This window comes from Brevundimonas sp. TWP2-3-4b2, assembly GCF_049897345.1.
Lineage (GTDB): Bacteria > Pseudomonadota > Alphaproteobacteria > Caulobacterales > Caulobacteraceae > Brevundimonas.
In genome coordinates, this window is record NZ_JAFCWB010000001.1 from 542,006 (window position 1) to 563,569 (window position 21,564).

Annotated in this window: 22 protein-coding genes, 1 tRNA gene and 1 riboswitch; of the genes, 9 read left to right on the forward strand and 14 right to left on the reverse strand. The window is 67.3% G+C overall.

What is annotated here, in order from left to right; translation table 11 throughout:
• Window positions 1-382 precede the first annotated feature (382 nt).
• Window positions 383-541: a hypothetical protein gene (locus tag ACP7AS_RS02555; RefSeq protein ID WP_426027251.1), complete on the forward strand. Its 159-nt coding sequence runs from the start codon at window positions 383-385 to the stop codon at window positions 539-541.
• 423 nt (window positions 542-964) lie between these two features.
• On the opposite strand, the gene metK is transcribed toward ACP7AS_RS02555, so the two are convergent.
• Together metK and ACP7AS_RS02565 are read right to left on the reverse strand one after the other, a co-directional pair.
• Window positions 965-2,188, reverse strand: coding sequence for a methionine adenosyltransferase (metK, locus tag ACP7AS_RS02560; RefSeq protein ID WP_426027252.1), 1,224 nt, complete (start codon window positions 2,186-2,188; stop codon window positions 965-967).
• 50 nt (window positions 2,189-2,238) lie between these two features.
• A riboswitch (SAM-I-IV-variant riboswitch) is annotated at window positions 2,239-2,343 on the reverse strand.
• 282 nt (window positions 2,344-2,625) lie between these two features.
• Window positions 2,626-2,702, reverse strand: a tRNA-Arg gene (locus tag ACP7AS_RS02565).
• 179 nt (window positions 2,703-2,881) lie between these two features.
• Between ACP7AS_RS02565 and ACP7AS_RS02570 the strand changes: the two genes are divergently transcribed.
• Window positions 2,882-4,180, forward strand: coding sequence for a hypothetical protein (locus ACP7AS_RS02570; RefSeq protein ID WP_426027253.1), 1,299 nt, complete (start codon window positions 2,882-2,884; stop codon window positions 4,178-4,180).
• Between the two features lie 96 nt (window positions 4,181-4,276).
• On the opposite strand, the gene ACP7AS_RS02575 is transcribed toward ACP7AS_RS02570, so the two are convergent.
• Both ACP7AS_RS02575 and ACP7AS_RS02580 read right to left on the reverse strand, forming a co-directional pair.
• On the reverse strand, window positions 4,277-5,068 hold the full coding sequence (locus tag ACP7AS_RS02575; protein WP_426027254.1) for an SDR family oxidoreductase: 792 nt from the start codon (window positions 5,066-5,068) through the stop codon (window positions 4,277-4,279).
• Window positions 5,068-5,367 carry a 4a-hydroxytetrahydrobiopterin dehydratase gene (locus ACP7AS_RS02580; RefSeq protein ID WP_426027255.1) on the reverse strand — a complete coding sequence of 100 codons (300 nt, stop codon included), beginning with the start codon at window positions 5,365-5,367 and terminating at the stop codon, window positions 5,068-5,070. Before ACP7AS_RS02580 ends, ACP7AS_RS02575 begins: the two co-directional genes overlap by 1 nt.
• A 117-nt stretch (window positions 5,368-5,484) precedes the next feature.
• Between ACP7AS_RS02580 and ACP7AS_RS02585 the strand changes: the two genes are divergently transcribed.
• The 4 genes from ACP7AS_RS02585 to ACP7AS_RS02600 all read left to right on the forward strand — a co-directional run bounded on the left by ACP7AS_RS02585 (window position 5,485) and on the right by ACP7AS_RS02600 (window position 9,161).
• Window positions 5,485-6,195: a Crp/Fnr family transcriptional regulator gene (locus ACP7AS_RS02585; protein ID WP_426027256.1), complete on the forward strand. Its 711-nt coding sequence runs from the start codon at window positions 5,485-5,487 to the stop codon at window positions 6,193-6,195.
• A 67-nt stretch (window positions 6,196-6,262) separates the two neighbouring features.
• Window positions 6,263-7,054: a class I SAM-dependent methyltransferase gene (locus ACP7AS_RS02590; protein ID WP_426027257.1), complete on the forward strand. Its 792-nt coding sequence runs from the start codon at window positions 6,263-6,265 to the stop codon at window positions 7,052-7,054.
• A complete protein-coding gene (gene ubiB, locus ACP7AS_RS02595) occupies window positions 7,042-8,640 on the forward strand; it encodes a 2-polyprenylphenol 6-hydroxylase (RefSeq protein ID WP_426027258.1) in 1,599 nt (532 codons plus the stop codon). The genes ACP7AS_RS02590 and ubiB overlap by 13 nt, the downstream gene beginning before the upstream one ends.
• A 23-nt stretch (window positions 8,641-8,663) precedes the next feature.
• Entirely contained in the window at window positions 8,664-9,161 is a 498-nt protein-coding gene (locus ACP7AS_RS02600; protein ID WP_426027259.1) for a hypothetical protein, read from the forward strand.
• 6 nt (window positions 9,162-9,167) lie between these two features.
• Here the strand turns inward: ACP7AS_RS02600 and arfB are convergent, their stop codons facing one another.
• From arfB to ACP7AS_RS02625, 5 genes are all read right to left on the reverse strand, one after another.
• Window positions 9,168-9,572: an alternative ribosome rescue aminoacyl-tRNA hydrolase ArfB gene (gene arfB, locus ACP7AS_RS02605; RefSeq protein ID WP_426027260.1), complete on the reverse strand. Its 405-nt coding sequence runs from the start codon at window positions 9,570-9,572 to the stop codon at window positions 9,168-9,170.
• Entirely contained in the window at window positions 9,569-10,039 is a 471-nt protein-coding gene (locus tag ACP7AS_RS02610) for a YaiI/YqxD family protein (RefSeq protein WP_426027261.1), read from the reverse strand. Before ACP7AS_RS02610 ends, arfB begins: the two co-directional genes overlap by 4 nt.
• Before the next feature lie 63 nt (window positions 10,040-10,102).
• Window positions 10,103-11,455 (reverse strand): amidohydrolase family protein, encoded by a 1,353-nt coding sequence (locus ACP7AS_RS02615; RefSeq protein ID WP_426027262.1) that lies wholly within the window; start codon window positions 11,453-11,455, stop codon window positions 10,103-10,105.
• Window positions 11,455-12,948: an amidohydrolase gene (locus tag ACP7AS_RS02620; protein WP_426027263.1), complete on the reverse strand. Its 1,494-nt coding sequence runs from the start codon at window positions 12,946-12,948 to the stop codon at window positions 11,455-11,457. Before ACP7AS_RS02620 ends, ACP7AS_RS02615 begins: the two co-directional genes overlap by 1 nt.
• Window positions 12,949-13,044: 96 nt before the next feature.
• Complete coding sequence (locus tag ACP7AS_RS02625) at window positions 13,045-13,323, reverse strand: DUF167 domain-containing protein (protein ID WP_426027264.1); 279 nt, start codon at window positions 13,321-13,323, stop codon at window positions 13,045-13,047.
• Between the two features lie 372 nt (window positions 13,324-13,695).
• On the opposite strand from ACP7AS_RS02625, the gene ACP7AS_RS02630 reads away from it, so the two are divergent.
• Window positions 13,696-15,606, forward strand: coding sequence for a PAS domain-containing protein (locus ACP7AS_RS02630; protein WP_426027265.1), 1,911 nt, complete (start codon window positions 13,696-13,698; stop codon window positions 15,604-15,606).
• Window positions 15,607-15,809: 203 nt separating this feature from the next.
• Here ACP7AS_RS02630 and ACP7AS_RS02635 read toward each other — a convergent pair whose 3' ends face one another.
• Both ACP7AS_RS02635 and ACP7AS_RS02640 read right to left on the reverse strand, forming a co-directional pair.
• The gene (locus tag ACP7AS_RS02635; protein ID WP_426027266.1) at window positions 15,810-16,739 is read right to left on the reverse strand and encodes an electron transfer flavoprotein subunit alpha/FixB family protein; all 930 of its coding nucleotides are present in this window, start codon (window positions 16,737-16,739) and stop codon (window positions 15,810-15,812) included.
• Window positions 16,739-17,503 (reverse strand): electron transfer flavoprotein subunit beta/FixA family protein, encoded by a 765-nt coding sequence (locus ACP7AS_RS02640; protein ID WP_426027267.1) that lies wholly within the window; start codon window positions 17,501-17,503, stop codon window positions 16,739-16,741. Before ACP7AS_RS02640 ends, ACP7AS_RS02635 begins: the two co-directional genes overlap by 1 nt.
• 122 nt (window positions 17,504-17,625) lie before the next feature.
• Here ACP7AS_RS02640 and ACP7AS_RS02645 point away from each other — a divergent pair, with 122 nt between their 5' ends.
• Complete coding sequence (locus ACP7AS_RS02645; RefSeq protein WP_426027268.1) at window positions 17,626-17,958, forward strand: hypothetical protein; 333 nt, start codon at window positions 17,626-17,628, stop codon at window positions 17,956-17,958.
• 1 nt (window position 17,959) lies between these two features.
• On the opposite strand, the gene ACP7AS_RS02650 is transcribed toward ACP7AS_RS02645, so the two are convergent.
• Window positions 17,960-18,532, reverse strand: coding sequence for a cob(I)yrinic acid a,c-diamide adenosyltransferase (locus tag ACP7AS_RS02650; RefSeq protein ID WP_426027269.1), 573 nt, complete (start codon window positions 18,530-18,532; stop codon window positions 17,960-17,962).
• A gap of 4 nt (window positions 18,533-18,536) precedes the next feature.
• Complete coding sequence (locus ACP7AS_RS02655; protein WP_426027270.1) at window positions 18,537-18,743, reverse strand: twin transmembrane helix small protein; 207 nt, start codon at window positions 18,741-18,743, stop codon at window positions 18,537-18,539.
• Window positions 18,744-18,889: 146 nt separating this feature from the next.
• Here ACP7AS_RS02655 and ACP7AS_RS02660 point away from each other — a divergent pair, with 146 nt between their 5' ends.
• A complete protein-coding gene (locus ACP7AS_RS02660; protein WP_426027271.1) occupies window positions 18,890-20,011 on the forward strand; it encodes a hypothetical protein in 1,122 nt (373 codons plus the stop codon).
• Window positions 20,012-20,080: 69 nt separating this feature from the next.
• Here the strand turns inward: ACP7AS_RS02660 and ahcY are convergent, their stop codons facing one another.
• Complete coding sequence (ahcY, locus tag ACP7AS_RS02665) at window positions 20,081-21,472, reverse strand: adenosylhomocysteinase (protein ID WP_426027272.1); 1,392 nt, start codon at window positions 21,470-21,472, stop codon at window positions 20,081-20,083.
• Between the last annotated feature and the right edge of the window lie 92 nt (window positions 21,473-21,564).

A 21,564-nucleotide genomic window follows, 5' to 3' on the forward strand; every position in this document is an offset into this window, starting at 1 on the left:
GTTCTGGAGGGGCAGTAAAAGCGAGGGTCCAGTACCGTGTGGTGACCCCGCAGGGTCGTTGGACCGGCTCCTCGAATTTGCAGTAGGCCTTTCGCGCGTCAGCAGGCGGAAGGGCGTGTTGAACCATTCTGCGACTGGCTCGAATCCGCCTTATCGCCAAGGCCAGATGACCGGGTTGCTCGATCTCGCTTGTTCTTGCTGCACGCCAAAACGCTGGAAAACACTGCGGACAGGAGCAGGCGTCAAATGCTTCAAGGTAGCTCTCTAGCCCCGCAAACACGGTTCGCTGGGACATCAGCTGCGCGACAGCCACGACATGGGCCGCCGTCGGGCTGCCGCCGAAAGCACCGATGTGATGATCTATGTAGGCGAGAAGCCTTGAGTGAAGCGCTCGGCCGCGCGCCAGCTTCTGGTACGCCGCCGCCATGCCAAAGCGTCCCTTCCACTGATGGAACTTTTCGGACGCCGCCAGTTCTGCGACATCAGCCGCAGCCGGTCCGGAACCGAACAGCGGCTCAATCTGCACACCGGCCTGGGCTAGCGATGCCCCTGCAGCGCCAACCGCAACGCTGGTCGACGCAGCCACGAAGACGCGGCGGCTAGACCCGACCATCGGAGGCCTCCTGACATGGGACAACTCGGGCCTGCGTCAGACGCAAGATGTCTGGAAAGTCGCTATCCAGTACCCACGGATTCATGCCGGTGGGGCTTCGGCCGTCAGGTGGCCGAAACTCGATCATGACCACCGATGCCGCCGAAAGGTGCTCGGGGCCCGGCGCGGCACCGGCCAACCCCTGATACCAGGTGGCGTAAGCCGCGAGACGGGCGGTGAAGTGCTCGCGTCGGGCGACCACGTAGGGCCCCGGCGCGCCCCCGGAAATCTTGAGACGCGCCAGGGCGTCAATGGATCTTCCGGTGTCTTCATCTAGCGGAGGGGTCAACGGACCGCTTCTGTCCGGGGCGCTCATGCCGGGCTCCTCGCTGGCTGTGATCTGCGGGCGAGCTTGGGGGCCGGCGGCGCGAGCGGCGAACTGCGAAGCTCCCCAAACAGCGCATCGGGAGCCGACCTCTCCCAGGCAAAGTCCGGGCGTCCGAAATGTCCGAAGGCCGCCGTCGGCAAGAACCTGGGTGAGGTCAGCGCGAGCCGGTCGATGATCGCGCGAGGCCGCAAGGCGGCGAGCAGACCGGCGGCTGCGCCGGCATCCAACTCGAGCCCTCGCCCTCCGCCCAGATCGAGGTGCACAGCAACGGGCTCGGCCACGCCGATTGCATAAGCGAGCCTCACCTCACAGGCTTCTGCGAGGCCGGCCTCGACTATGGTTAGAGCCAACTGCCGCGCGGCATAGGCCCCTGCCCGGTCGGACTTGGTCCCGTCCTTACCGGAGAAGGCCCCGCCGCCGTGTCTGGCAAAGCCGCCGTAGGTATCGACGATGATCTTGCGACCGGTCAGCCCGGCGTCGGCGACGGGACCACCTTCAATGAAGGTCCCGGCAGGGTTCAACAGCAGCTCTGCAGCGTCGGCGTCGGCGCCCAGGACCGGCCGGATCACCTCTTCGCGCAGCAACTCCCTGACGTCGGAGAGGGAGACGTCTGCCAGGTGCTGGCTGGAAAGCACGATCGTGTGCAGCCCGGCCGGCCGGCCATTCTCATAGCGAACGCTCACCTGCGCCTTGGCGTCGGGGCCAAGTAGTCCGAGCCGCTCTCGCACCTGCTTGTGGCGACGCATCAGCCGGTGAGCCAAGGCGATCGGCGTCGGAAGGCGCTCATCGGTCTCTCGGCTGGCGAAGCCGAACATCATCCCCTGGTCGCCGGCACCGGTGTCTGGTCCCCCGCCCACGCCGTCACCGATCTCGGCGGCCTGCAGGCTGATCGTGGTCCGGACGTCCAACTGGGCCAGGTCGATGCCCCATCGGTCGTCACTGTGGCCAATGCTGGAGAGCACGCCTCGGACAATCTCCGGAAAGTCGAGCGATAGATCTCGCCCGGTCAGCTCTCCAAACAGCCAGACTGAAGACCCCTTGATGGCGGCCTCGACAGCGACACGGGCCTGGGGGTCCTGCCTGAGCGCAGCATCCAGCACCGCATCGGACAACTGATCGGCAATCTTGTCGGGATGGCCGTCGGCCACACTCTCTGACGTGAACAGGCCCTCAACGGGGGCCAGGCGGCCTACAGACACTCGGCTCATGGGGAGCGCTCCTTCGCATCAGCGAGAACCGCGAACAGAGATGTGACCCGTAGAGCCCGTATAATTGCCGGTCGGCCACATCCCCTTTCGGGAGCCACCTTGCCCGGGAGGGCAGGTTGGCGACGGCCAACATGGCCGCTCTCTTAATGTCGAATGCAGGCTGGCGACGGGGGGGACGGATGTCAAGCGGAACGGTCGGGCCATCACCGGCTACGCACGGCAACAATGCCAACGTCAGAGAGGCCCCCGCTCGCCGCACCCATCGTAGGTGTTGATCCGCTCGTCCAGGTAGGAATGAGGTCAGGTCGATTTTTCGATCCAGTCGTCGCGTCTTTGAAGGAGGCCAGAAATCTGCCGACACCACACTTCGTGGTGACTATGTGGTGACTGAAGAGCGTATCTCCAGCCGGCTCTCAGTGCCAACATGTTGAAAAGAATGGCGCACCCGACAGGATTCGAACCTGTGACCCCTGCCTTCGGAGGGCAGTACTCTATCCAGCTGAGCTACGGGTGCGTCTGCGGCGAAACGCCGGACGGAGGGCCTTACAGCAGGACCGCGCCGCCCTCAATCCCGAATGCGCGCCGGAAGCGCCCGGGCACGTGGCCGAGCCCGGGCCTTTCTGAATGATTTGAAAGGTGCGGCCCGGCGCATCGTCATCTAGCGTGCGCGCCTCTTTGCCGATGGAGGTCTCGATGCGCGCCTTTCTGCTTGGATTGTTGATGCTGGTGGGGGCCTGTGCCATTCGGCCTGACGATGTGACGACCGGCCATCCCGGTGTCGCGCCTGACAGTCTGGACGCCATCGCCGAGTCCTATGTCGCCCTGATCCTCGAGATCGGCGAGCGCGAGCCGGGCTATGTCGACGCCTATTATGGCCCGGCGGAATGGCAGGCGGCGGCCCACGCCAACCCGCGCACCGTGCCGCAGCTGATCGAGGGTGCGGCGGCGCTGACCGCGCGATTGAACGCCGTCCCGACCCGCGGAGCAGAACCCATGGCGGTTCAGCGGCGCAAATATCTGCTGGCCCATGTCTCGGCGGCCTCGGCCCGTCTGCGCATGCTATCGGGCGAGAAGATGGGCTTCGCCGACGAGGCCGAGGCCCTGTTCGGCATCCGGCCTGAACTGCTGCCTCTCTCCACCTACGACCCCGTCCTGGCCGAGGTCGACGCCCTGCTGCCGGGACCCGGCGCGCTGACCGACCGGGTGACGGCCTTCAAGGCCCACTATGTGATCCCGAAGGAACGGCTGCAGACGGTGATGGACGCGGCCATCGCCGAATGCCGCCGCCGCACCGTCCAGCACATCGCCCTGCCCGCCAATGAGCGGTTCAGCCTCAGCCTTGTCGACGACAAGCCCTGGTCAGGGTATAATTATTATCTGGGTGACGCGGCCAGCCGCATCGAGATCAACGCCGACTTCCCCATCTATACGGAACGGGCGATCGATCTGGGTTGTCATGAGGGGTATCCGGGGCACCACGTCTACAACGCCCTGCTGGAAAAGACCTTCGTGCGCGATCGCGGCTGGGTCGAGATGAGCGTCTATCCGCTGTTCAGCCCGATGTCGTTCGTGGCCGAGGGCAGCGCCAACTACGGCATCGATCTGGCCTTCCCGGGCGAGCAGGGCACGGTGTTCGAGCGCGACGTGCTGTTCCCCCTGGCCGGACTGGATCCGTCGACGGCCGACAAGAAGGCGCAGCTGGCCGCGCTGCAGCGCCGTCTGGCACGGGCCGAGTACACGATCGCCGATGATTATCTGGCGGGCCGGGTCGGGCGCGAGGAGACCATCGCCCGGCTGTCCAAATACACGCTGGCCGAACCGGCCAAGGCGGCGCAGCGGCTGCGCTTCATCGACACCTATCGCAGCTACATCATCAACTATGGACTGGGTCGCGACGTGGTCCAGGCCTGGGTCGAGCGGCAGGGCCCGGATCGGTGGGCGGGAATGGAGACGCTGCTGTCGAGCCAGATTTTGCCGGTGGATCTGGACTGAGGGCAAGGGCTTAGGGCTTGGGGCTTAGGGAGTAGGCGATCGTTCAGGCCGAGCGCGATCGGCTAAGCCCTATTCCCTAGGCCCTACTCCCTTCGCTCACTGCGCCAGCATGCCGCCGTCGATCTTGAACTCGGAGCCGGTGACGAATTTCGACTCGTCGGCGGCGAGGTAGAGCACGCAATACGCCACATCGTCCGGCTCGCCGATCCGTTTCATCGGGATGCCGCGCGACAGGCGTTCGTGGGCCTTGGCCTCGTCGCCACCGGCCATGGCGATGAAGGGGTCGAGAATCGGGGTCTTGATGAAGACCGGATGGACCGAGTTGCAGCGCACGTTCCAGTCGCCCTTGGCGGCCTCCAGCGCGATGGTCTTGGTGTACATCCAGACCGCCGCCTTGGTGGCGTTATAGGCGCCCATGCCCGGGGCGGCGGCGAGACCTGCCACCGAACTGATATTGATGATCGACGAAGGTGCCGAAGCCCGCAGGTGGGGCATGGCGTGTTTGCAGCCCAGCATGATGGATTCGATGTTGACCGCCTGGACGCGGCGCCAGTTCTCCAGCGTGTCGGTCTCGACGAACTGAAGGTCTCCCGCGATGCCGGCATTGTTGACCAGGATCGACAGCCCGCCCATGGCCGCGACGGCCCCGTCGATGACCGAGGCCCAGTCGGCCTCGTCGGTGACATCGTGCTGGAAGGCGAAGGCGGCTCCCGGAACCTCGGCGTTGATCGCGTCGGCGAGGGCCGCGACACCCTTCTGATTGACGTCGGTGACGGCGACCTTCGCGCCCTCGCGCGCCAGCATCCAGGCCATGGCCTCGCCCAGCCCGCCGGCCGCGCCGGTGATCAGGGCCTGTTTGCCCGCGACCCGTCCCGCCTTGTTCGCCATCACTTTGCTCCTGTTTCGGTCGCGGCCTGGTCGATGAACCGGGCCATATCGGTGTCCTTGGCGGTGATACCGCCGGCGTCATGGGTGGTCAGAAGGATTTCGACGCGGTTGTAGACGTTCGACCATTCCGGATGGTGGTCCACCTTGTCCGCCAGCAGCGCCACCCGGGTCATGAAGCCGAAGGCGGCATTGAAGTCGGCGAAGACCAGGGACCGCGTGATGGCCGGGCGGTCACCCGCGTGTTCGCGCCACGCCGGCAGGCCCTGCAAGGCTTCCGCAACGTCAATCCGGTCCGTCATGTCGTCCTCCGCATCCCCCCCGCCCTATCCCGCCGGGCGGGCTGTCACAAGCGCCGGGAACGCGCGGCGAAGCTTTGGCGTTACCGAGCGTCGCTGTTCAGGGACCGGGAGCCAGCCATGGACAATATGTGGATCGCCGCGCTCGACCCCGTCGACCGCCGCAGGATCGAACCGCATCTGCATGAAAGGCCCTTCGCCCAGGGACAGATGCTCTACGACGCCGGCGAGGAGGTCACGGAGGTGTGGTTCCCGATGAGTGGCGTGGTTTCGTTGATGACCCTGCTCGACGGCGACCGGATGATCGAGACCGCCGCCATCGGTCGGGAAGGGCTGGTCGGCGTGACCTGCGGCCCCCTGAACGCCCGCGCCGCCAGCCGCGCCATCGCCCAGGTCGACGGGGTGTCGGCCTGCTGTCCGGCCGATGTCTTCGCGGAGGCCCTGCATGCCAGCGAGGCGATGCGGACGGCCCTGGCCAAATTCACGGAGAGCCTGTTCGCCCAGGTGCAGCAGACCGCCGCCTGCAATGCCCAGCACAGGCTGGACGAACGCCTGGCCCGCTGGCTGCTGACCATCCACGACCGCGCCGACAGCGACCGCTTCAGCCTGACCCAGGCCGATATCGCGGGCATGCTGGGCGTGCGCCGCGCCACGGTGTCCGAGGTCGGTGCAGACCTGGAGGACAAGGGGCTGATCCGGCGTGGCAGGGGATGGGTGGAGGTCACCGACCGCCCCGCGCTGGAGGCCGCGGCCTGCGGCTGCTACGCCGCCATGCGCGGCCTGATGAAGGACCTCGGCGTGCCACGCCCGAAGGCGGGGGCCGGGGCCTGAGCCACGGTTCGCCGCCGCGACGACGCAGCCCGGTGACGGCGGGCCGACGACGCGCTAGACCGCCCGCATGACCGACACGGCCCCACCCTCAGGCAAGACCTCATCCTTCGGCTTTCGCGACGTCGACGCGAAGGAGAAGGTGCAGTTGGTCCGCGGCGTGTTCGACAGCGTGGCCTCCAGCTACGATCTGATGAACGACCTGATGAGCGGCGGCGTGCACCGGCTATGGAAGGACGCGGCGGCGGCCAAGCTGAACCCCCGGCCGGGCGAGACCATCCTCGACGTCGCCGGCGGGACCGGCGACATGGCCCGCCGTTACTCGAAGATGGCGCGGGCGGCCCAGACGCGGCGCGGCGGTCCCGGACCGTCCAACCCCGACGCCTCGGTCTTCGTGCTGGACTACAACGCCGAGATGATCATGGCCGGCGTCCAGAAGGGCGGCGAGCCCGAGATGTCGTGGTCGGTCGGCGACGCCATGGCCCTGCCGATGCCGGACGCCTCGGTGGACGCCTATTCGATCAGTTTCGGCATCCGCAATGTCGCCGACATCCCCCAGGCGCTGAGGGAGGCGCGGCGGGTGCTGAAGCCCGGCGGGCGGTTCCTGTGCCTGGAGTTTTCGCGGCCCACGGCCTCGGCGATCCGCAAGGCCTATGACGCCTGGTCCTTCCACGCCATTCCCCGCATCGGCGGCTGGGTCGCGGGCGACCGCGAAAGCTATCAGTATCTGGTCGAGAGCATCCGGCGCTTCCCGGACCAGTCGACCTTCAAATCCATGATTGAGTCCGCGGGCTTCAGCCGGGTGACGGTGACCAATCTGTCGGGCGGTGTGGCCGCCATCCATCACGGGTGGGCGATCTGACCAGCGCGGCCGACTACAAGACCGCGCCCCCGCCGCCGGTCGCCGAACCGGTGCGCCATCCGGTGGATGCGACCCTGCGCCTGCTCGGCTGGGCCTGGGTGCTGGTGCGGCACGATGCGCTGGCACCGCGCGAGATCACCCATCTGCTGCCCGTCTGGGTGCGCCCCCTGATCCATCTGCTGCATATGTTCGCCGGCCGCGAAGGCCGCGAGGGCCGCCCCGGACAACGGCTGGGCAAGGCGTTCGAACACCTCGGGCCCGTGGCCATCAAACTGGGGCAGGTGCTGGCCACCCGCGCCGACATTTTCGGCGTCGAATTCGCCCGTGACCTCGGGCGGCTGAAGGATGCCCTGGCCCCCTTCCCGGTCGATCAGGCCCGGCGCGAGATCGAACGGTCGCTGGGCCGCACGGTCGAGAGCCTGTTCATCGACTTCGGCCCCCCCGTCGCCGCCGCCTCACTGGCGCAGGCGCACCCGGCCTGGCTGGCCGACGGCCGCAAGGTGGCGGTCAAGGTGCTGCGGCCCGGGGTCGAGCGCCGCGTGACGCAGGGACTGGATTCCATGCGGCTGGCGGCCCGGCTGGCCGTGCGTTTCGTGCCTCTGGCCCGCCGGCTGGAGCCGTCGGCCTTCGTCGAGACCATCGCCCGGGCCCTGCGACTCGAGCTCGACATGCGGCTCGAGGCCGCCGCTGCGTCCGAGCTGAAGGACATCATGGACAAGGGCCGCGAGGCCGTGGGCGGCCATATGACCGCGCCCGCCGTGATCTGGGACGGTGTCGGCAAACGCGTGCTGACGCTGGAATGGGCCCCCGGCGTGGCCATGACCGATCCGCGCGCGATCGAACAGCCCGGTCTGGACGTCAATGCCCTGGCCGACAATGTCGTGCGCGCCTTCCTGACCCAGGCGCTGGACCACGGGACGTTCCATGCCGATCTGCATGAGGGCAATCTGTTCTGCCACGCGCCGGCCGAGCTGACGGCCATCGATTTCGGCATTGTCGGCCGGCTGGGCCCGGCCGAGCGGCGCTATCTGGCGGAAATCCTGTGGGGCTTCCTGAGCCGGGATTATGACCGCATCAGCCGGGTGCATTTCGAGGCCGGCTATGTGCCGCCCGAACATTCGGTCGAGGCCTTCGCCCAGGCCCTGCGCGCCGTCGGCGAGCCGGTCATCGGCAAGGCCGCCTCCCAGGTGTCGATGGGACGGCTGCTGGGCCAGTTGTTCGAGATCACGGCCCTGTTCGACATGCATCTGCGGCCCGAGCTGATCCTGCTGCAGAAGACCATGGTCTCGGTCGAGGGGGTGGCCCGGCGGCTGAACCCCGACCACGACCTGTGGGAAGCCTCCCGGCCGGTGGTGGAACGCTGGATCCGCCGCGAGCTGGGGCCGCAGGCCCAGGTTCGCGACGCCCTGGAGGAACTGCGCGCCACGCTGAAGGCCCTGGCCCGGCTGGCGCAGACTCCGCCCCAGCCGCAGACCGTCGTCATCCGCGAGACCCGGACCCCGGCGTGGATGATCGCGACCGTGACCCTGGCGGCAGCGGCCTCGGCCGCCGCCCTTGTTCTGTCGCTTTGGCCCGGCATCGTCTGATCTCCAGTACCGGAGTTGACTGCATGAAGCCGCTTTTGATCGCCGCCGCCCTGTTGCTCGTGCCCGCCCTGGCACCGACCGTCGCCATGGCGCAGGTCGCCGCCGCCTCGATGCCCAACAGTTTCGACCGACCCGCGTCACAGGCCGCGCGCGCACCGGCCCAGCCCGCAGCTCCGGCGAGCCCTGCTGCCCCGGCTCCTGCCGCCGCTCCGGCCGTGTCAATGACGCCCGCCAACGCGCGATCCGAAGAGGTGCTGCGCGAGATCATCGCCGGCGGCCAGGCGGGAACCCTGCCTTATGCCCTGATGACCGAAGACCTCGGCGGCAAGGTCCGCGCACAGGAAGCCACCGTGCTGCCGCTGCTGAGCGGCCTGGGGGCCATCCAGGCCCTCGATTTCGTGGGCAGCCGCGATGGCGTGGACATGTTCGCCGTCACCTTCGCCACCGGCGCGACCCAGTGGGTCATCGGCTTCGACGACAGCGGCAAGGTCGCGGCCCTGCTGTTCCGTCCGGCGACCTGAGCCCGCTCAGTCGTCGCTGCCGGGCCGGCCGCGTCCGCTCTTGATCGTCGAGCGTTTGGCCTTGCCGTCCAGCCGCCGCTCCTTCGAGGCGCGCGTCGGCCGGGTCGGGACGCGATAGACCGGGGCGATCGAGGCCTTGTCGACCAGACCCTGCAGCCGCTCGATGGCGTCGGCGCGGTTGCGCTCCTGGGTGCGATAGCGGACCGCGGTGATCAGGATCACGCCGTCCAGCGTCAGCCGGCTGCCCGCCGCCTTCATCAGTCGCGCCCGCACGGGCTCGGTCAGGGACGGCGAATTGCGGGCGTCGAACCGCATCTGCACGGCGGTCGAGACCTTGTTGACGTTCTGGCCGCCCGGTCCGCCGGCGCGGAAGAAGCGGAACTCCAGCTCGCTCTCGGGGATGACGGTCACCCGAGCACCTTTTTTGCCCGCACCACGGCCTGGTCCAGCGCCTGCAGAAAGGCGGAGCGGTCCCTGGGCCCGAACGGCGGCGGCCCGGAGGTGGCCACGCCCATCGATCGCAAATGTTCGCCGACCATCCGCCCGGCGAGGGCCGAGCCGATCGAATCCGGGGTGAAGGGCTGGCCGTTGGCCTTCAGCGCCTGGGCACCGGCTTTCAGGCAGCGGTCGGCCAAGGGGATGTCGGCGGTGATGACGATGTCGCCGGCGACGGCCCGCTCGGCGATCCAGTCGTCGGCGATATCCGGCCCTGCGTCGACAACGACCTGCTCAATCCATTTTTCGCGCGGCGTGTTGATCCAGCTGTTGGAGACCACAAACACATGCAGGCCGTAACGGGCGGCCACGCGATAGACCTCGTCCTTTACCGGACAGGCGTCGGCGTCGATGAAGAGGCGGGGCGAAGCGGACGCGGTCATCCCGCCAACCTAGCGCGAATCGCGCTCAAGCAGCGAGTGACCGCGTCACGAGCGTTAGCGCCCTCACCGCGTATACGCCGGCGGCATCGCGCCTTCGCCGCCGCTGCGATAGCGGTCGCGGAGCAGGAACTGGCGGCTGGTCGGGGCCTGTTCGGCACCGCCGATGAAGATGGTCTCGGCGATGCTGAGCGGCTCCAGAGGGTCGCCGGACCAGACCACCACATCGGCCGCGGCCCCGGCGGTCAGCTCGCCGAACTGGCCGGCCATGCCGAAGATCTTGGCCGGATTGACCGTGATCGCCTCGATGGCGGCTTCGTACGGCAGGCCGTGAGAGACCGCATTGCCGGCGTTGTAGCGAGTCTCGCGCACCCGGTGGGAGCCGTCATTGCCCTTGATGGCGATGACCACGCCCGCGGCGTCGAGGGCGGCGGCGTTCTGCATCCGCGCGGCCCGGGTCTCGAGATTGCCCGGCAGGTTGGCGATGGGGTTGAGCAGCACGGGAACACCCGCGGCCCGGATCTGGTCGGCGACCAGCCAGCCCTCCTCGGTGCCGTCGAGGATGAGTTTGATCCCCTCCTCGCGCGCCAACCGCAGGACCTGCTGGATGTCCGCCGCCCGGTGCACGGTGACGATCAGCGGCAGGGTCCCGTTGGCGACGGGGATCAGGGCCTCGAGATCGGCGCGCGACAGGCTGAGGTCGCGCAGGCCGGCACGGTCGTAGGCGGCCTTGTTGCGGGCATACAGGCGGGCCTCGGCGAGGGTTTCCCTGAACTGGGTGAACTGGGCCCCCCGCGCGCCGCCCGAGATGCCGGCTCCGGCCTCGCCGAACGGGGCGATCATGGCCACGCGGGGTTTGACGAGGATATCGGTGCCTTCGGCCAGATGGATGATCGCGGCCTGGCCGGCGAACAGGCCCGGGGCCTGGTACCCGCCCGCGCCGACGCCGGCGAAGTCGGTGTCGCCGTCGTCGCGATGGTTGCCGCCGCCGCCGCCCGGATGGCTGGGCACGACGATGGCGCGGGTGATACCGCCGAGACGCGCCACCGGCAGGGTGAAGGACCAGGGGTCGAGGCCGTAGCTGATGTCGAACGAGGCGCTGATGGAGTTGGCGCCGTTGGACTGGTCGTCAGACCCGCCGACCGACGAGACTTCCGAAACGCCGAGGCCGGAGTCCACGGCGACGAAGCCGGGGGCGACGACCTTGCCGCGCGCGTCGATGATCCGGGCGCCCGACGGCGCGCCACCGGTCCCGACCGAGACGACCCGGCCGTTCTGGATGACGACGGTGCCGTTCTCGATCACCGAGGTGCCGGTCAGGACCCGTCCGCCGGTAATGGCGGTCAGGGACTGGGCCAGGGCGGGTGATGCGAGGGCTGCGGCGCAGACGGCGCCGAGGATGAGGCTCTTGAGGCGCATCAGCGGGCTCCCTGCGGCACGGTGGCGGCGGACAGGCCGAAGCCCGGCTGGCCCAGTTCGAAGTCGGACACCGGCTGATAGGCCGGGTTCATGCGGTCAAAGGTCAGGGCTCCGTCGATGAAGACCTGGTCGGCGCGGGCGTAGACGCTGAACGGATCCGCGCTCCAGATCACCACGTCGGCGCGCTTGCCGGCCTCGAGCGAGCCCGTCTGGTCGGCGATGCCCAGCGAACGGGCCGGGTTGAGGGTGATCCAGCTGATCGCATGTTCCTCGGAGATGTTCATGCCGATGCGGCGACCGGCGGCCACGGCGGCGGCGGCCTCCTGGTTCAGACGCTGGGTCAGTTCGGCGTCATCGGAGTGGATGACGGCGCAGGATCCCGGCGGCGCATCGACGAGGGCGGCATTGGCCTCGACCGCGTCCAGCCCCTCCATCTTGAAGCCCCACCAGCCGGTCCACATGTCGGCGCAGATGCCTTCGCGGGCCAGCATCGGCGCGACCTTGTAGGCCTCGATGGCGTGGTGGAAGGCGGTGATGCGGTAGCCGAACTCCTTGGCGATATCGATCATCACGGCCATTTCGTCGGCGCGATAGCAGTGGTTCTGGACCAGGATCGACCCGTCCAGCACGCCGACGAGGGTCTCGAGCTGCAGGTTGCGGGTCGGGGGCGAGCCCTCGCCGTCCTCGCGCCACTTGTCCCATTTTGCCCGGTAATCCTGGGCGGCGATGAAGGCGGCGCGATAGCCGGCGACATTGCCCATGCCGGTGGCGGGCGAGCTGTTGCGGCCGCCATAGACGCGGCTGGGGTTCTCGCCGCAGGCCATCTTCAGGCCATAGGGGGCACCGGGCATCTTCATGCCCTGCATGGTCACCGAGGGGATGTTGCGCACAGTGACGCCGCGGCCGCCGAACAGATTGGCCGAGCCGGGCAGGATCTGAAGGGTGGTCACGCCGCCGGCGCGGGCGGCGTTGAAGCCGGGGTCCTGGGGCCAGATCGAATGCTCGGCCCAGACCTGGGCGGTGTTGGGGTTGGTCGCCTCATTGCCGTCGCTCATCCCCGAAACGCCGGGCGAGGGATAGACGCCGAGGTGCGAGTGGACGTCGATGATGCCCGGCGTCACGAACCGGCTCCGCGCGTCGACGACGCGATAGCCGGCGGGGACGGCCGTCGAGGCACCGCCGACCGAGGCCACCTTGCCGTCGGTGACGATGACCACGCCGTTCTCGATCTTCTGGCCGGCCCCGGTCAGGACCGTGCCGCCGACGATGGCCATGTTCTCGCGCGGCAGGCCGCGATAGGTCGAGGGGAAGGGATCAGGGTTGGCCGCATAGTCGAGGCCCCGGGCCAGAGGCGTGCGGGCCTCATCGGACGGTTTGTCGGAGGACGGCGTGTCGGCCCCGCCGGTGGTGGCGCAGGCCGACAGGGCCAGAGAGCCCGCAACCGCGCAGGCGAGGACGGCGAGGCTGGAACCCCGCAAGGCGTGAAGTCTCATCGAACGCTCCCCTGATACGCCCAAGCCCGCGAGTGGGGAGCGTACGTTGTGACGGATTACAAAAGGGTCCGGCGCGATCCGTCAAAGCCGGAAACATTACAGATCGGTAAGGCGGGCTTTCAGTTCGGGTTCGGACAGACCTTCAACCCCGACCATCTTGGTCCGCGACTGCCCGCCGCGCTGGAGGGTCACGGCGGATTTCGGCACCCCCAGCGCCCTGGCCATCAGTTTGATCAGGGCCTCATTGGCCTCGCCCTCGATGGGCCGGGCGCGCACGCGCACCTTGAGGACGGGCCGGCCTCCGGCGTCCACGTCCCAGCCGTCGATACGGTCAGAGGAGGCGCCGGGGGTCAGTCGGACGGCGAGATGGGCCATGGCGATGGAAGATCAGAGGGGCGGCGGGATTTCAACACCGGTTTCGCCGGATGTCCGCTTTCGACCAAAAGCGGACATTCGCCGCGTCCCTTTTCAGGAGCAGCGATCACTGTACTTCCCACATTAAACGTCGTTAGTTTTCCGATGCGGCGCGGAGTGGGCGACGGCAGTTTCCGTCGGCTTCGGCGCTTTATGGATTAGTTTAGGCATGGTCCTCTGACGAATAATCCTGACGAACCATCGACGGAGAAGACCTCCATTTTTGCAGGCGGGGGCGAAATGGGCGCGTTGATGCGCGCCCATGACTGGTCCACATCCCCAATTGGGTACCCGGACACATGGCCCCAGGCCCTGCGATCGGCGGTCAGCCTGATGCTTCCGAACAAACAGATTATGTTTGTCGCCTGGGGTCCCGAGCTCGCTTCCCTCTACAACGACGCCTACCGGCCAGTGTTCGGCAAAAAGCATCCTTGGGCGCTCGGGCGACCGTTCCGGGAAATATGGTCGGAAGTCTGGCACGAAGTCGCGCCATTGGTCGACGCCGCCCTGGGGGGCGAGGCGACCTGGTCCGAAGACCTCCACCTTGTGCTGGAGCGCAATGGCTATCCCGAGGACTGTTGGTTCACCTTTTCCTACTCGCCAGCGCGCGACGAGAGCGGCAAGATCGCCGGCCTGTTCTGCGCCGCGACGGAGACGACGGCGCGGGTTCTGGCCGACGCGCAACTGATCGACCACGCGACGGAGCTGGAGCGTCGGGTCGCCGAACGCACCGCCGAATACGCCCGGGTGTGGAACAATTCGCACGACATTCTGGTGATCGCCGGAACCGACGGGGTGTTTCATGCCGTCAGTCCGGCGTGGACGACGATCCTGGGGCACGAGCCGTCGGAGGTGGAGGGGCGCAGCTTTCGCGACTTCGTCTGGGAGGACCACACCGAGGAGACCGCCGAAGCGGTGAAGGCGGCGGCGGCGGGCGTCGACGTCGAAGGCTTCGAGAACCTGTATCGCCACAAGGACGGCTCGCTGCGCTGCCTGACGTGGCGGACGTCGGAAGAGGGCGGGCTGATCTACGCCTATGCCCGCGACGTCACCGAACAGAAAGCCCAGGCCGAGGACTTGCAGGGAGTGGCCGAAAGCCTGCGCCAGGCGCAGAAGATGGAGGCGGTCGGGCAGCTGACCGGAGGCATCGCGCACGACTTCAACAACATGCTGACCGGGGTGATCGGTGGGCTGGACATCGTGCGGCGGCGACGGAGGGATGGCCGGCAGGACGATGTCGACCGCTTCATCGACGTGGCATACCAGTCGGCCGAGCGGGCCGCGACCCTGACCAAGCGGCTGTTGGCGTTTTCACGGCGGCAGTCGCTGGAGCCGAAGATTCTGGACGTCAACGTGCTGGCGGCGGGGCTGTACGATATGCTGCAGCGGACCCTGGGGGAGTCGACGCCGCTGACCCTGACGCTCCAGCCGGACATCTGGCCGATCGAGGCGGACGCCAACCAGCTGGAGAACAGCCTGCTGAACCTTGCCATCAACGCGCGCGACGCCAAGCCGGACGGCGGCTCGCTGACGATCGAGACGATCAACGTCAACGTGGACGCCGCCGACCGCGACCTGAGGCCAGACCTGCCGCCGGGGGACTATGTCCAGATCAGCCTCAGCGACGAAGGAATCGGCATGTCCCAAGCGGTGATGGATCGGGCCTTCGACCCCTTCTTCACGACCAAGGCGATCGGCCAGGGCACGGGTCTTGGCCTGTCGATGATCTACGGCTTCGTGAAACAGTCGCACGGCCATGTCGCCATCGACAGCGCGCCGGGACAGGGCACGCGGATCAAGCTGTGGCTGCCTCGGGCCGTGGGTGATGTGGCCTTCGACGAACTGACGGTCGCGGCCGTGGCGTCGCGTCCGCGCGCGGGCACCACGGTGATGATCGTGGAGGACGAACCCTCGGTGCGAATGCTGATCGGCGAGGTGCTAACTGAACTGGGCTATGATTTCGTGGAGGCCGCCAACGGCGACGCGGCCCTGCCGATCCTCCGCTCCGACCAGAGGATCGACCTGCTGGTGTCCGAGGTGGGCCTGCCTGGCATGAACGGGCGCCAGCTGGCCGAGATGGCGCGGGCGATCCGGCCGGGACTGAGGGTGCTCTTCGTCACAGCTTATGCGGAGGGGGCGGTGGTGCGCGGTGGATTCCTCGACGACGGAATGGACATGGTCGCCAAGCCCTTCTCTGTCGATGTGCTGGCCGAGAAGATCCTCAGCATGGTCCTCGACGCCTGACAGTCGCGGCAGAGTACGAGGCGTTCGAACGCTCGACAAAGTTTCTCGGAGGGGAACTGCGGCGCGGAAATGGGGTCCGCTGTGCGACCTGAGCGCCAAAGCCCGATTCCCACCCATCGCGGACAAAGGGTCCGGCTTCTGCCCATGAAAAAGGGCGCGGCCCTCTTCGGCGCCGCGCCCCTGTCGATCGGATTAATCTGACGCTAGCCCAGCGCCTTCATCAGCTCCGGCACCACGACCTTGTAGTCGCCGACGATGCCGTAGTCGGCGACCTGGAAGATCGGGGCGTCGGCGTCCTTGTTGATGGCGACGATGATCTTGGAGTCCTTCATCCCGGCGAGGTGCTGGATGGCGCCCGAGATGCCGATGGCGATGTAGAGGGCCGGGGCGACGACCTTGCCGGTCTGGCCGACCTGATAGTCGTTGGGCGCGTAGCCGGCGTCGACGGCGGCGCGGGAGGCACCGACGGCGGCACCCAGCCGGTCAGCCAGCGGGTCCATGACGGCGTGGAATTCCTCGGCCGAGCCCATCGCCCGGCCACCCGAGACGACGATCTTCGCCGCGCCCAGTTCTGGACGGTCCGACTTGACCATTTCCTCGCTGACGAAAGCCGCCTTCCCGGCGTCGGCGCCCGCCACGGTCTCGACCGGGGCCGAGCCGCCCTCGCCCGCCGCGTCGAAGCTGGTCGGGCGCACGGTGATGACCTTCTTGCCGTCGCCGGACTGGATCGTCTCCAGCGCATTGCCGGCATAGATCGGACGCACGAAGGTGTCGTTCGAGACGACCTCGATGATGTCCGAGATCGGCGCGACATCGAGACTGGCGGCGATCCGCGGCATGAAATTCTTGCCGTCGGTGGTGGCCGGCGAGAAGATGGCGTCATAGCCGCCGGCCAGACCGGTCACGGTCGCAGCGACCGCCTCGGCCAGCTGGTGGCCCAGGCCGGCGCTTTCGGCCAGCAGCACCTTGCGCACGCCGGCGATCTTCGCGGCGGCGTCGGCGGCGGCCTTCGAGCCCTGGCCGATGACCAGGATGTCGACATCGCCCGACAGCTTCAGAGCGGCAGTGACGGTCTTGTGGGTGGTGTCGCGGACGGTATCCCCGTCGCGGTCGGCGATGACGAGAACGGCCATTACAGGACCCCCGCGGTCTTGAGTTTGGAAACCAGTTCGGCGGCATCGGCCACCTTGATCCCGGCCGAGCGCGTCGGCGGGGCCGTGACCTTGACCACCGTCAGGCGCGGGGCGGTGTCGACGCCATAGTCGGCGACCGCCTTGACCGCGATCTCCTTCTTCTTGGCCTTCATGATGTTGGGCAGGGAGGCGTAGCGCGGGGTGTTCAGGCGCAGGTCGACCGACACCACCGCCGGCAGGGCCGCCGACAGGGTCTGCAGGCCGCCGTCGACTTCACGCGTGACCGTCGCCTTGCCGTCGGCCAGCACGATCTTGCCGGCGAAGGTGGCCTGGGGCCAGTCCAGCAGGGCGGCCAGCATCTGGCCGACCGCATTGTTGTCGCCGTCGATCGACTGTTTGCCCAGCAGGACCAGATCCGGCTTCTCCTCGTCGACCACGGCCTTCAGCAGCTTGGCGATCGCCAGCGGCTCGAGGTCGGAGTCCGACTGGATCAGCAGGCCCCGATCCGCCCCCATGGCCAAGGCCGTGCGGATGGTTTCCTGGGCCTGGGTCACGCCGATGGAGACGACCACGATCTCGTCCACCGTTCCGGCGGCGTGATGCTCCTTGCCTTCCTTCATGCGCACGGCTTCCTCGACGGCGATTTCGTCGAACGGATTCATGCTCATCTTGACGTTGGCGAGATCAACGCCGGTCTGGTCCGCCTTGACGCGAGCCTTGACGTTATAGTCGATCACCCGTTTGACGGGGACGAGAACCTTCATTGTGCTATCCACGAAAGCGCCGGAATGTTGCGTCAGGGAATGGTACGCCGCATCGGGCCTGTCAACGTAACGCCGCGTCAACGCCCCTGTTCGGTCCCCCGCCAACCTTCCGGAATCCGTAGATGAACCGCCTCCTGACCATGAAACGGCTCAGCATCGCCTTTCTGGTGACCTTCGCCGTCCTGATCGGCGCGATGTTCACCTATGACGCCATCGTCGTCGCCCCGGGCGACCGCTGCGAGGCGGGCGGCAAATGGTGGGATCCCGATGGCCGGGTCTGCGCCCAGCCCGTCTCCATCGCCGAGATCACCGGGCGACCGCTGCCGGGCACGCGCGCCCAGGCCTCGGCCGAGAAGAACCGCGAGCTGGTGGCCATCGAGGATGACCTGGCCGCCCGGCAGAAGGCCCGCGACACCGACGCCGACCGCCAGCGCGCGGCGCTGGCCGCCCAGTAGGTCAGCGCGTCGCGCCCGGTTTCCACTTCACGTCGTCGGCACCGTTGGCATTGGCCCGGCGGGCGGCGACGAACAGATGGTCCGACAGGCGGTTCAGATAGCGGACGGAGGCCGGAGTCACCGCCTCGCCTGCTTCCATCAGACGCACCGCGTCGCGCTCGGCCCGGCGGGCCACGGTGCGGGCCAGATGCAGATGCGCCGACAGGGGCGAGCCGCCCGGCAGGATGAAGCTGTCCAGTTCCTTGAGGCTTTCGTTCATCCAGTCGATCTCGGCCTCGAGCCGGTCGACCTGGCTGTCGACGATCCGCAGCGCCTCCCATTTCGGCGGCGGCTCCAGCGGGGTGGCGAGGTCGGCGCCCAGGTCGAACAGTTCGTTCTGGATCCGGCCCAGCATGGCGTCGATGCGGTCGTTCTGACCCGAATGCAGCCGGGCCAGGCCGATGATGCTGTTGAGCTCGTCGACCGCGCCATAGGCCTCGACCCGGGGATGGCTCTTGGACACCGGCGCGCCCGAGGCCAGCCGCGTCTCACCGCCGTCACCCGTCTTCGTATAGATGCGATTGAGGACGACCATGACGTCAGGCGCCGTGCGTGGATTTCCACCACATGCCGACGCACAGCAACACCACCGCCAGGGCCTGGAGCGCGACGCGCAGTCGCATCAGCCGGTTGGAATTCGACCGCGCGAATTCGCCGCCCCGGTACAGGGAATAGATGCCGAACCCGAGGGTTACAGCCACCGCCGCGATGGCCAGCAGGATCAGGATGTTCAGTACGTCGCCCATGGCCGTAATCTAGGCCCGCCCGAACCGCATGGCCAGCGCGCTGACGCCGCAACCCCCCGGGCGAGGAAGCTAAGCCGTTGGTCATCATTTCGGCTAGGCTGTTGGTCATCATTTCGTGGCTCTTTGCACCCCCCGAAGGGCGAACGATGACCGACCGCACCATCCGCAATCTCGCGCACCTGCGCCGGTCGGCCTCGACCGCCCGGGTTCTGAATCTGCTCAATGTCTATAACGAATACGGCCGCGATCCGGACTGGGCCGCGCGGCCGCTGTTCCGGACCCCCGCCCTGAACCGCGCCCTGATCATCAAACATCGCCTGCGCCGGGATGAGATGGATTCGTTCCGGGACCGCCGTCAGGTGGCGACGAAGATCGTGATTCCGATCGACGCCAGCGACCTGAAGACCGGCGGCCGGTACGTCTTTGTCGGCCAGCGCGGATTCAACCGGATCATGCAGGAAGCCTTCGGTCTGCCCCCCGGGCATCAGGACATGACGACGATGTCCCTGCTCGACCGGCTGCCGTCGCTGGACCCCTTCCTGCTGCGCGAGCAGCTGAAACGGGGCGGGATTGAACTGGCACCCTGCTATCTGTCGATCAGCGAATGCGACCTGAAGCGGATGGTTCTGTTCGTCGAGGACGAGATTCGGCCGCTCGTCACGCTCAGCCTCGGCGAGGGCCTGGGGGCTGTGGGCTCGACCCGCAGACTGGCGGGAAAGATCCTTTCCAACGACCCGCGCGACCGCATGGAGGCGCTGCGCCGGACCCTGCGCCTGGGGGAGGACGAGTACGAAGAGGGCATGTTCTGCTGGAAGGGCTTCCTCTACTACAAATGGGTGCTCAACAGCCTGGCGGTCGAGATCGCCGCGGTCGCGGACGCCGTCGCCACGGTCAAGCCGGTCGGCAAGATCGATCAGGGCTCGCGGGAGTATCTGGACCGGGGGCGCACCGTGCTGCGGGCCCGCATCCACAAGACCTGCCAGGACGTCGCTTCCACGCTCGGTATCTATGACAATGCCTATGCCGGCCTGACCGTCACGGGCCAGCCGGCAGGGTTCCGGGAGTTCCTGCTCGATGCCCCGCGCCTGTTCACCCGCCTGGGCGAGCAACTGGGTGCGATCCAGCATGTGGTCAGCTTCTGGCGGTTCCGCTTCAGCCCCGGAGCCTCAATGGTCAGCCCCGAAGAGCTGATCGACATTTTCATGGATTTCGAAACCGGTCTGGCGGAACGCGATCAGGAACCGGCCCGGATCATTCTGGCGGCCTGAGAAACCCCGCATGAAAAAGGCCGGGACGCGCGCGTCCCGGCCTTTTTCAGCTTCGATCGGCCATCGCGATCAATAGCGGTAATGCTCGGGCTTGAACGGGCCTTCGGTCGGGACCGAGATATAGTCGGCCTGTTCCTTCGACAGCGTCGTCAGCTTCGCGCCCAGCTTGGCCAGGTGCAGCATGGCGACCTTCTCGTCGAGGTGTTTGGGCAGGGTGTAGACCTGATTGTCGTAGGATCTGGCGTTGGTCCACAGCTCGATCTGGGCCAGCGTTTGGTTGGTGAAGGACGCCGACATGACGAACGAGGGGTGGCCCGTGGCGTTGCCCAGGTTCACCAGACGGCCTTCGGACAGCAGGATGATCTTCTTGCCGTCCGGGAACTCGACGTGGTGGACCTGGGGCTTGATCTCGTCCCACTTGAAGTTCTTCAGGCCGGCGACCTGAATCTCCGAGTCGAAGTGGCCGATGTTGCAGACGATGGCGTTGTTCTTCATCGCCCGCATGTGGTCGACGGTCAGGACGTCCTTGTTGCCGGTGGCGGTGACGAAGATGTCGGCCTCGCCGGCCACGTCCTCGACGGTGACGACCTCATAGCCTTCCATGGCCGCCTGCAGGGCGCAGATCGGATCGACCTCGGTGACCTTCACCCGGGCGCCGCCCTGGCGCAGCGAGGCGGCCGAGCCCTTGCCCACGTCGCCATAGCCGCAGACCACGGCGACCTTGCCCGACAGCATGACGTCGGTGCCGCGACGGATCGCGTCGACCAGCGATTCACGGCAGCCGTACAGGTTGTCGAACTTGGACTTGGTGACGCTGTCGTTGACGTTGATGGCGGGGAACGGCAGGTCGCCCTTCTTGGCCATTTCGTACAGGCGGTGGACGCCGGTGGTGGTCTCTTCCGACACGCCGCCGATGGCGTCGCGGATCGCGGAGTAGAAGCCGGGCTTCTCGGCGATGTAGCGCTTCATCACCTTGTAGAGAGCCTCCTCTTCCTCGTTCTGCGGGTCGGACAGCAGGGACAGGTCCTTCTCGGCCTTGGGGCCGAGCACGCACAGCAGGGTGGCGTCGCCGCCGTCGTCGAGGATCAGGTTGGGATAGCCGCCGTCAGCCCATTCAAAGATCTTGTGGGCGTAGTCCCAGTATTCTTCCAGCGTCTCGCCCTTGGTGGCGAACACCGGGGTGCCGTTGGCGGCGATGGCGGCCGCGGCGTGGTCCTGGGTCGAGAAGATGTTGCACGAGGCCCAGCGGACGTCGGCACCCAGGGCTTCCAGCGTCTGGATGAGCACAGCGGTCTGGATCGTCATGTGCAGGCTGCCTGCGATGCGGGCACCCTTGAGGATCTGTTGCGCCCCGAACTCTTCGCGCAGCGCCATCAGGCCCGGCATTTCGGTTTCGGCGATGGCGATTTCCTTGTTGCCGAAGGGGGCAAGCGAAATGTCGCGGACGATGTAGTCGGTCATGGAGCGGGGCTTTCCGGGAGAGTGTTCGCGCGGCCTATAGACCGGTCCCGGCCCGGGGGCAAGAAACACATAAGGATATCTTTATGTGATTG

Bases quoted from the DNA above. Each gene is read 5' to 3' on its own strand.
- ahcY (WP_426027272.1), bottom strand. From the start codon at position 21,472: ATGACCGACTACATCGTCCGCGACATTTCGCTTGCCCCCTTCGGCAAC.
- ACP7AS_RS02570 (WP_426027253.1), top strand. From the start codon at position 2,882: ATGCGCGCCTTTCTGCTTGGATTGTTGATGCTGGTGGGGGCCTGTGCC.
- ACP7AS_RS02620 (WP_426027263.1), bottom strand. From the start codon at position 12,948: ATGAGACTTCACGCCTTGCGGGGTTCCAGCCTCGCCGTCCTCGCCTGC.
- ACP7AS_RS02590 (WP_426027257.1), top strand. From the start codon at position 6,263: ATGACCGACACGGCCCCACCCTCAGGCAAGACCTCATCCTTCGGCTTT.
- ACP7AS_RS02640 (WP_426027267.1), bottom strand. From the start codon at position 17,503: ATGAAGGTTCTCGTCCCCGTCAAACGGGTGATCGACTATAACGTCAAG.
- metK (WP_426027252.1), bottom strand. From the start codon at position 2,188: ATGAGCCGAGTGTCTGTAGGCCGCCTGGCCCCCGTTGAGGGCCTGTTC.
- ACP7AS_RS02635 (WP_426027266.1), bottom strand. From the start codon at position 16,739: ATGGCCGTTCTCGTCATCGCCGACCGCGACGGGGATACCGTCCGCGAC.
- ACP7AS_RS02600 (WP_426027259.1), top strand. From the start codon at position 8,664: ATGAAGCCGCTTTTGATCGCCGCCGCCCTGTTGCTCGTGCCCGCCCTG.
- ACP7AS_RS02645 (WP_426027268.1), top strand. From the start codon at position 17,626: ATGAACCGCCTCCTGACCATGAAACGGCTCAGCATCGCCTTTCTGGTG.
- ACP7AS_RS02580 (WP_426027255.1), bottom strand. From the start codon at position 5,367: ATGACGGACCGGATTGACGTTGCGGAAGCCTTGCAGGGCCTGCCGGCG.
- ACP7AS_RS02660 (WP_426027271.1), top strand. From the start codon at position 18,890: ATGACCGACCGCACCATCCGCAATCTCGCGCACCTGCGCCGGTCGGCC.
- ACP7AS_RS02610 (WP_426027261.1), bottom strand. From the start codon at position 10,039: ATGACCGCGTCCGCTTCGCCCCGCCTCTTCATCGACGCCGACGCCTGT.
- ACP7AS_RS02625 (WP_426027264.1), bottom strand. From the start codon at position 13,323: ATGGCCCATCTCGCCGTCCGACTGACCCCCGGCGCCTCCTCTGACCGT.
- ACP7AS_RS02585 (WP_426027256.1), top strand. From the start codon at position 5,485: ATGGACAATATGTGGATCGCCGCGCTCGACCCCGTCGACCGCCGCAGG.
- ACP7AS_RS02630 (WP_426027265.1), top strand. From the start codon at position 13,696: ATGCTTCCGAACAAACAGATTATGTTTGTCGCCTGGGGTCCCGAGCTC.
- ACP7AS_RS02615 (WP_426027262.1), bottom strand. From the start codon at position 11,455: ATGCGCCTCAAGAGCCTCATCCTCGGCGCCGTCTGCGCCGCAGCCCTC.
- ACP7AS_RS02575 (WP_426027254.1), bottom strand. From the start codon at position 5,068: ATGGCGAACAAGGCGGGACGGGTCGCGGGCAAACAGGCCCTGATCACC.
- ACP7AS_RS02650 (WP_426027269.1), bottom strand. From the start codon at position 18,532: ATGGTCGTCCTCAATCGCATCTATACGAAGACGGGTGACGGCGGTGAG.
- ACP7AS_RS02655 (WP_426027270.1), bottom strand. From the start codon at position 18,743: ATGGGCGACGTACTGAACATCCTGATCCTGCTGGCCATCGCGGCGGTG.